This is a genomic window from Dethiosulfatibacter sp. (assembly GCF_983023055.1).
This window is the reverse complement of the sequence record NZ_CEZJXU010000037.1, coordinates 332-9,718: the sequence shown is the minus strand read 5'-3', so window position 1 is coordinate 9,718 and position 9,387 is coordinate 332. Positions and strand designations below refer to the sequence as shown.

Below are 9,387 nucleotides of genomic sequence, written 5' to 3'. Positions count from 1 at the left end.
ATTGAGAATTTCCAGTCAAATTGCAATAAAAGAAATGTTTTAGTATAATTAAGCGAGTAGTCGCAATACTTATTATCTGAAGATACATCAATAGTATAGGAGGAGCAAATGAAAATAAAAGTTATAATGCCTGATAAGGCAATGGATAGAAAGACATTGGATGATAGAGAGGTTATGCTATCAAAAGCCCTTTCTCCAGATGCTGAAATCTCAGTTGACTGTATAAAAAAAGGTCCTGATGAATTGGACTGTAATACCGATGAAGCCTTTGCTGCGGCAGAACTGGTCAAGGAATGTATTAAGGCTGAAAAAGATGGGTTTGATGCAATAGTAGTATATTGCTTTAGTGATGTAGGAATTGATGCAATACGTGAAAATGTTAAAATTCCTGTTATAGGACCAGGAGAGACTACCTTGTCTGTTGCCAATATGTTGTGTAATAGGTTTACTGTTATTACCACTGAAAGCATCAATATTCCTCGAACATACAGAAGACTTATGAGAAATGGTATTGCCCGGGAAAAAATGACATCAGTCAGAGCATTGGATATACCAATAGCAGAATTGAGAGTTAATCCTGAGGCAACGGGGAAATACATGAAAAATCTATGTGAAAAAGCAGTTAAGGAGGACCGTGTTGATGGTATAATTCTTGGTTGTTTGGGAATGGCAAGTTATGGAGATATGATAGAAAAAGAACTACCTGTAAAGGTGTTTGATCCTGCATTTATTGCAATTGCCTATGCAGAAATGTGTGTAAGAGTTGGCATAAGACACACTTCGGCGGGTTATCCTCCTTTCAAGAATATTAGTAATGTAGAATTGTAAAAACACCTGTAATATAGTAAGGCAGTCTTGGTAGTATAGCCAGTCTGCCTTACTGTTGTTTAGTTGCAATGTAATGTAACCTTTAGTATAATTGCGATATAGTTTGGAACAATGAGGTGAAAAGATGAAACAAATAGCTGTAGTTGCTACAGAAAAAGAGTATGCAGATTTTTTGATGCTAAATATAACGAAGTATTTGAGCAAATATGCGAGTTTTAAGTCTTACTCAATTAAAGAGATGGATAAAGTAGAAAGTCTTGAGGAAGACTTTGTTTTATTGTCTGCATTTAATATATTTCAAAAGGTTCGTAAAAAAATTGGAGATAATTCTGAAATTATTGTTTTATCACTATCATTGAATAAAAAACAAATGGAGAGACTAGGGCAGATACCAAAAGGTACCAGGGCCTTACTTGTGAATTTTGACAATAGATCATGCATGCATACCATTACATCCATGTATGCTGCTGGATTTAGAGATATAGACCTCTATCCTTATTATGGCCAGAAGGATTACGACAGGTCAATTGCTGTTGCAATAACTCCCAATGAAGCACATCTAGTTCCAAAAGGAATAAGGACGATTATTGATTTAGGAGAAAGTTCTATTGATATGAATAGTTTGTTTAATATTGCTAACAAATTAGGAATATACGAAGAATTTTACTTAAATGAAGCAGTTGAGGCCAGGAAAGAAAACTATTATATTAATTCTGGAATGGATAAGCTTTTAGAAGATCGAAAAGGAATGACCGAGAAGCTGAATACCTTAATCAAACTGATGAATGAGGGAATAATAATAACTGATGTATTAGGTAAAATATATTTGACCAATGAGAAGGCACAGAAACTGTTGTTAAGTAGGTCAAAGGTTCTCATGGGATTTAATATTTCAGAAATACTTCCCGAATTGAATGTAAACTCCAACAAGGAGAAATTGATTAGATTTGAATTTGCACATTTGATAGCTACAGTAGTTGAAATAATGCTGGAAAATGAAGTTGTTGGATACATTATTACCCTTACAGACTTCGAAGAAGTGGAAGAAAAGCAGCATGGAATAAGGTCAAAACTTAGTGAAACAAGCCATGTAGCAAAACATACATTTGAAGATATTATTGGAGATAGTAGTAAAATAAGGAATGCTATTGAAAATGGAAGGCAAGTTGCCAGGTCAGATGCTTCGGTTATGATAATAGGAGAAAGTGGAACTGGAAAAGAGCTGTTTGCCCAGAGTATTCACAATGACTCTTTTAGAAGAAAATATAATTTTGTTGCAGTTAACTGTGCGGCAATTCCTGATAATTTGCTGGAAAGTGAAATGTTTGGATATGAAGAAGGAGCATTTACCGGTGCAAAAAAGGGCGGGAAAATAGGATATTTTGAATTGGCACATAAAGGCACTATTTTCTTGGATGAAATTGGAGAGATGCCACTACAATTACAATCGAAACTGTTGCGTGCCCTAGAAGAGAAAAAGGTAATAAGAGTTGGCTCCAATAGAAATATAAATATTGATGTTAGAATTATTGCTGCAACCAATAAAGATTTGTTTAAAATGGTAGAAGACGGAGAATTTAGAGAAGATTTATATTACAGGCTAAACGTATTGCCTTTGTTTATTCCTAATCTTAAAGACAGAAAAGAAGACATAATTCCCTTGTTTTATTCTATATCACATATGATGAATACTAATATTCAGCTTACTAATGAAGTTGCGGAAATCTTGAATGATTATTCATGGAGGGGAAACGTTAGAGAACTTAGGAATGTTGTAGAATTTTTGGCTAGTAAAGGAAAGGCTGTTATAGAAGTTAATGATCTGCCACTTTTACAAAGTAAAAGGAATATAGTTGAAAAGAGTGAGTTGCATCATTCAACAACAATTATTGATAAATTTGTTTTAAATGAAGGAAGGGACATAGAGTTATACGGAGAGGTACTTAAAATTCTGGCAAATTCATTTAAAAAAAGGGAACGGTATGGAAGGCAAAAGTTGTTGCAGATAATACTTGAAAATGGTGGATATTATACTGAAGGAGAAATAAGGAAAACTCTAAGCAAACTTTCAGATTATGGCTTTGTAAGATCAGCAAAAGGCCGGGGTGGAAGTGTAGTTACACAAGAAGGATTGAAGCTTCTAAAAATAATTGAAAGTTATTACGAAAAAGGTATATTAGGTTAATAATTAACCTAATATACCTTTTTTATCTGAGATAATTATGATGATTGAAAATAATACTGAAAAAAACATTGAAATTTCAATGTTTAAGAAGGATAAGTGTTCTCTCTCTATATTGGCATGTATATTGCAATCTATTTATTTAAAATAGTAATTGCGACTATTATTTATTTATTCTAAATAAGGCTGAAAAGGAGAAAAAATGGATAATATAAAATGGCCGGGTGGGAAGAAGAGTGCTGTAATGTTCACCTTTGACCTTGATGGTGACACAACCTGGGAAAATGGCAATGCAGGCCTACCTAACGGGGAAAAATACATTAAATCTTTATCTATTGGACAGTATGGTCCAAAAAGATGTGTGGATATGATATTAGATAAATTGGATAAGTATAAAGTTAAAGCAACATTCTTTATACCTGGTCTTACTGTTGAAAGATATCCTGAAGTAGTAAAAAGGATTGATGCTGCGGGACATGAAATTGGACACCATGGCTATGCACATGAACGATTCGCAAGTAAATCAACAGAAGAGCAAATAGAGATAATCGAAAAAAGTCAGAGGATATTTAAAGAGATCATTGGCAGAGAGGTGACAGGTTTTAGAACTCCTTCAGGGGACTGGTCTAAAGATACACCAAGCTTGCTTTATGAAAGAGGTTTTAGATATTCAAGTTCAATGCGTGGTGATGACAGACCCTATAGAACGATTATCGATGGAGAAGAAACTGATTTTATTGAGATACCCACCAAGTGGGAAGTAGATGATTATGTAGCAATGGCATATAATCTGTATCCGGCTGAACCAACTGGACAGGACAGGATTTCTTGTTATAAAAATGTGCAGGATAATTTCATGAAGGAGTTTGAAGGTCATCATAAATATGGACTTTGTATTTCCTATATGAACCATCCTCAGGTAATAGGTTCACCAGGAAGAATACAGATACTTGAATATCTTCTAAAAAACATTTCCACCAGAGAAGATGTCTGGGTAGCTACTGGTAGTGAAATTGCCGACTGGTATAGATCAACGAATAAAATGATAAAGGAGGACTTATGTACGTAGAACAAGTGAAATGGCCAAATAATATGAAGTGTGTAGCAATGATAACAATTAATTTGAATGCCGAGTTGTTTTGGCTGCAGCTTGATCAAGGTTGCGTAGATATGCCGAAAACACTGTCACTAGGACAATATGGCATGAAAAGAGGCCTTTATAGAATTCTTGATATATTAGAGGCAAGAAATATAAAAGCAACGTTTTTTGTACCTGGATGGATTGCAGAAAACTATTCAGAAGACATTGTAAGGATACAAGAAAAGGGACATGAAATAGCTGCTCTTGGATATGCTCATGAAAATATGGCATTGCTTACTGAGAAAGAACAGGATGTAGTTATGAAAAAGAGTATAAATGCAATTGAAAAAGTTTGCAGTGTTAAGCCTAAAGGATTTCGAAGCCCTGAAGGTGAGCTTACAATTGATACTCTCAGAATTGCCAAAAATAACGGTATGAATTACTCAAGTAATTTGAGTGATGATGACAGACCTTACTATAAGGACTTGGATAAAGAGATGGATTTATTGGAAATACCTATCCATTGGGCGAATTATGATCTACCATATTTTGCATTTAACTATAAACCTGCTTTTCCTGCAGGTCAGGGAAGAATTGCCAATTATACAGGTGTATTGAGCAATTGGAAGGATGAATTCTACGGATGTCATGATTATGGGCTCTGTTATGTTTTACAATTGGATCCACAGGCAATTGGAGCACCAGGTAGAATAGGTATGTTGGAAGAATTGCTGGATTATATGGAAAACTTGGGGGATGTATGGTATGCCACAGGTAGTGAAATGTTTGAGTATTACGAAGAAATGAAGGTGATATAATGGCTAGTTTATGGGGTGGTAGATTCGAAAAGAGCATGGATGATATTGTGAAAAAATTCAATGCTTCCATTGAATATGATCAAAGATTGTACCGGAATGATATTGATGGAAGCATTGCGCATGTGACTATGCTTGCAGAACAAGGAATAGTCACAGTGTCAGAAAAAAATGAGATTATAGCAGGACTGAAAACCATATTGAAGGATATTGAAAGTGGAAAAATCATATTCAGTGTTGAAGATGAAGATATTCATATGGGAATTGAAAGTCGCTTAATCGCTGAAATTGGTGACGTGGGCAAGAAGCTTCATACGGCAAGAAGTAGAAATGATCAGTGCCAGGTTGATGGAAGAATGTATCTGAAAGAGGAAATAAAAGAAATTCTAAATAGACTTGTATTGTTGGAATCTGTTATATTGGAGAAGGCAGAAAATTATGCTGATAAAATCACAGTAGGTTTTACTCATATGCAGCATGCACAGCCAGTTACTATAGGATTCCACTTCATGGCATATTTTCAAATGTTCAGAAGAGATATTGACAGATTATTGAGTGCTTATGAAAGAATGGATCTGTGTCCTTTAGGCGCATGTGCTCTGGCTGGAACTACTCTTCCTACAAACCGGCACACTACTGCAAAATTGCTGGGTTTTACAGCTCCTACAGAGAATGCCATGGACAGTGTAAGTGACAGGGATTATTGCTTGGACTTTTTAAGTGCTGCATCAATTTCCATGATGCATCTTTCAAGATGGGCAGAAGAATTTGTATGGTGGAATTCACAGGAATTTTCCTATATTGAGATAGATGACAGTTATTGTACAGGAAGCAGCATCATGCCACAGAAGAAGAATCCGGATATGGCAGAACTATTAAGGGGCAAGGTCGGTAGAGTTTACGGAGACCTAATCCAGCTGTTGACAGTTATGAAAGGAACACCACTGGCATACAACAAGGATTTCCAGGAGGATAAAGAAGGTCTATTTGATGCCATTGATACCTGGAAAGCAAGTATTGAAATTTTTGCAAATATGTTGGAAAAGACAGAATTCAGGATGGATCAAATAGAGAAGCAGCTTGATAAGGGTTTCTTAAATGCTACAGACGTTGCTGAACATTTTGTTAAACTAAATATCCCATTTAGAGAGGCACACGAGATAGTTGGGAGAATGGTTAAAATTTGTGAAGTGAAGGGCTGTGAGTTTGAAGATCTTAATGATGATGAATTACAAGCAATTGATGAAAGAGTAACCAAGAGTTCTTTGGGAAATATTAGCATTGAAGCTTGTGTTAATGCTAGAACATCTTTTGGAGGAACGGCACCATCTGAAGTTAGGAGACAGATAGTAATTGGTCGTGACTGGCTTGATTCATTGGAAATAAACATGTAATAAGAAACAAAACTAAAATAACTTGGTATACAAGTATATAAATTAAAAATGGAGGATTAAAAATGAAAAAATTTAGAAAAAGTATTATTATTGGATTGGTATTGGCTTTGATGTTAACAATGGTGACAGGATGTGGTGCAAAACCAGCAGAAGAAGAGCAAGCTCAGGTTCCAGTTGAAAACGCAAGACCACTTGAGGGACAAGAGCTAAGATATGCAATTAATGCTACATTCCCACCTTTTGAATCTGTTGAAATCGTAGATGGAAAAACCAACTTCATAGGCATGGACATTGAGATTGTTGATTATTTATCGGAGCAATTAGGATTTACTTATGAAATTACAGACATGGCTTTTGCAGGATTAGTAGGAGCAATTCAAAGTGACAGAGCAGACTTTGTATGTTCAGGTATATCGCCAACTGCTGAAAGACTTGAAAATGTTGATTTTTCAGTTTCTTATTTCTATCCAGGTATTGCAGTAGTAAGCAGAAAAGATATGATACTAGAAAATCTTGAAGAACTTGTGGGCAAGAAGATTGTTGTTGGATTTGGAACAACATACGAAGTATGGGCAAATAAGAATGTTGATAGTGCAGATGTTCTTGCAATAGATGGAACACCGGCAGTAATTCAAGAACTTAAAAACAAAAGAGCTGATGCAGCAATACTTGATGCAAACCAAGCGGCTGAATTTGTGAATCAAAACCCCGACTTGCAGTTTAATGTATTGGAATATGATCAAAGCAGGGAAAATAGTTTTGCAATTGCTTTTCCTAAGGATTCAGAGTTGACAGAAATATTCAATGCAGAATTGAACAAGATGATTGAAAATGGAGAAATGGACAAGATTGTTATTAAATGGTGTGGCGAAGAATTTGCACAGTAACATTGTCTTATTGATTCACACAGGAAATGAAAGGATGATATAATATGCTTGATTTTAGAACAACAGCTGAATATGTTCCGTTGATATTAAATGGTATTGGGATTACTTTATTGTTTACATTTTTTTCAATGATTGCCGGGTTTTTCCTAGGTACATTGTTAACACTGGTAAAGGTTTCAGGGAAAAAAATCCCAATAGCATTTGCAAATGCATACACTTCAGTCTTCAGAGGGACTCCTCTGCTGGTTCAGCTGTTTCTTATATACTATGCCACGCCACAATTAACAGGATATAGTATTTCAGCTTTGGAAGCATCTGTTTTGACCTTCGGACTTAATTCAGCTGCATATATTTCTGAAATCATGAGAGGTGGAATCATGTCGGTGAATAAGGGACAAATGGAAGCTTCAATGTCTCTTGGTGTACCTTACAAACTGACGATGCAGAAAATAATTTTCCCACAGGCACTGAAAATGATATTGCCCTCATTGGTTAATGAGGCAATAGGATTGCTTAAAACATCATCTTTGGTAGCCATGATAGGTGTAACGGATATCATGCGTGGTGCTCAGATGATTCAAAACATTACATATAGGGCATTTGAACCTTATCTGTTGGCTGCAATTACATACTATATATTAGTAATGATTCTTACATTGTTTGCGAATAAGCTTGAAAGATGGGTGAGAAGAAGTGATTAGGGTTGAGAATGTATTTAAAAGTTTTGGAAAGCTCGAAGTATTGAAAGAAATAAATCTTAACATATCAAAAGGTGAGGTTGTATCAATCATAGGACCTTCAGGATCAGGAAAATCCACACTGTTAAGATGCATGAACTTACTTGAAGTTCCTACAAAAGGAAAAATCTTCATTAAGGATGATGAAATAACTAATCCTAAGGTAGATATAATGAAAATCCGTCAAAATATAGGAATGGTTTTTCAGCATTTTAATCTTTTTCCACACATGACTGTTATTGAAAACATGATTTTTGCTCCAATGAAGACTAAAAAAATGAAATATGAAGAAGCCTATGAAAAATCCATGGCTCTTTTGGATCAGGTTGGACTCAGTGATAAGGAAAATGTATATCCCGGTAAACTTTCAGGTGGACAAAAGCAAAGAGTTGCAATTGCTAGAGCACTTGCAATGGAACCTGAAATCATGCTTTTTGATGAACCTACTTCTGCACTTGATCCTGAAATGATTAAGGAAGTACTTACTGTAATTCAAGATCTTGCAAATACAGGTATTACAATGGCGTTGGTAACACATGAAATGGGATTTGCAAGAAATGTCTGCGATAGAATCTGCTTTTTGGATGAAGGTAGGATTGTAGAAGATACTACTCCGGAAGAATTTTTTGAAAGTCCAAAATCTGAAAGAGCAAAGGAATTTTTGGATAAAGTATTGTAAATTTGTAGTATTAAACTATCTAATAATCACAAGAAAACCTATGTTTTCTTGTGATTATTTTATTTCCAATGAAAAGAATGAGAAGACATTTAGAATCAAGAAAATATTCTAAAAGATATCAAAATATATATTCGAATGAATAATGTTTGAATATTTCAAGAAAAGATATGGAATAAACACGAAAGATAAAGGGTTGTAGAGGCGTGTAAAGCTTTAATGTTCGTGTACTTAAATGAATACAATAAACATAAAGAAAAGCCCTTGTGTTATAAATCCTATGTGATATAATCATAACTACAACAAACACAAAACCTGTCAAACCTAGATAGGCCAAATGATTCAAGAGTCAGAAAAATTGAAATGTTTTAACGGATTTATTTATGAAATTCAAAAAAACAATTCTAGTAAAATTTGGTTATAAAATTGTAAAACAGGATTGAAAACCCTGAAAAGCAAACGATAGCCAAAAAAGAAAAATTTGAAATATTGAATAAACATGAATGATAAAGTTAGAATAAAAAGTAAATCAAGTATGACGTCAGAAAGATTGAAATTATTTAACGAATTTAATTGATGAAAATCAAGAAAAGCAAATTAAGTAAATTTGAGAAAATTGTGAAGCAGGGGCAAAGACTTCTGATAAGCAACAGAATACCAAAAAGAAAAATTTGAAATATTGATTCAGATGAAATTGAAAAAGTTGAAGAAGTAAATCAAGTATGACATCGGAAAGAATGAAATGCTTAAATGAATTCAATTAATTAAGAAACCAGGAAATCAAATC

8 protein-coding genes are annotated in these 9,387 nt (G+C 34.5%); all 8 read left to right on the top strand.

The genetic code is table 11. The features are described 5' to 3' along the window. The first annotated feature begins 108 nt into the window (after window positions 1–108). The 8 genes from AC3AX0_RS02750 to AC3AX0_RS02715 all read left to right on the top strand — a co-directional run bounded on the left by AC3AX0_RS02750 (window position 109) and on the right by AC3AX0_RS02715 (window position 8,603). The gene (locus AC3AX0_RS02750; protein WP_487548775.1) at window positions 109–828 is read left to right on the top strand and encodes an aspartate/glutamate racemase family protein; all 720 of its coding nucleotides are present in this window, start codon (window positions 109–111) and stop codon (window positions 826–828) included. Between the two features lie 124 nt (window positions 829–952). Then, window positions 953–3,013, top strand: a complete 2,061-nt coding sequence (locus AC3AX0_RS02745) for a sigma-54 interaction domain-containing protein (RefSeq protein ID WP_487548774.1) — start codon at window positions 953–955, stop codon at window positions 3,011–3,013. Between the two features lie 199 nt (window positions 3,014–3,212). Then, on the top strand, window positions 3,213–4,079 hold the full coding sequence (locus tag AC3AX0_RS02740) for a polysaccharide deacetylase family protein (protein WP_487548773.1): 867 nt from the start codon (window positions 3,213–3,215) through the stop codon (window positions 4,077–4,079). Continuing rightward, window positions 4,070–4,909, top strand: coding sequence for a polysaccharide deacetylase family protein (locus AC3AX0_RS02735; RefSeq protein ID WP_487548772.1), 840 nt, complete (start codon window positions 4,070–4,072; stop codon window positions 4,907–4,909). Before AC3AX0_RS02740 ends, AC3AX0_RS02735 begins: the two co-directional genes overlap by 10 nt. Beyond that, complete coding sequence (gene argH, locus AC3AX0_RS02730) at window positions 4,909–6,300, top strand: argininosuccinate lyase (RefSeq protein WP_487548771.1); 1,392 nt, start codon at window positions 4,909–4,911, stop codon at window positions 6,298–6,300. The genes AC3AX0_RS02735 and argH overlap by 1 nt, the downstream gene beginning before the upstream one ends. A gap of 62 nt (window positions 6,301–6,362) precedes the next feature. Continuing rightward, on the top strand, window positions 6,363–7,187 hold the full coding sequence (locus AC3AX0_RS02725; RefSeq protein WP_487548770.1) for a substrate-binding periplasmic protein: 825 nt from the start codon (window positions 6,363–6,365) through the stop codon (window positions 7,185–7,187). Between the two features lie 44 nt (window positions 7,188–7,231). Continuing rightward, window positions 7,232–7,888, top strand: coding sequence for an amino acid ABC transporter permease (locus tag AC3AX0_RS02720; protein WP_487548769.1), 657 nt, complete (start codon window positions 7,232–7,234; stop codon window positions 7,886–7,888). Then, window positions 7,881–8,603 carry an amino acid ABC transporter ATP-binding protein gene (locus AC3AX0_RS02715; RefSeq protein WP_487548768.1) on the top strand — a complete coding sequence of 241 codons (723 nt, stop codon included), beginning with the start codon at window positions 7,881–7,883 and terminating at the stop codon, window positions 8,601–8,603. Before AC3AX0_RS02720 ends, AC3AX0_RS02715 begins: the two co-directional genes overlap by 8 nt. Window positions 8,604–9,387 lie beyond the last annotated feature (784 nt).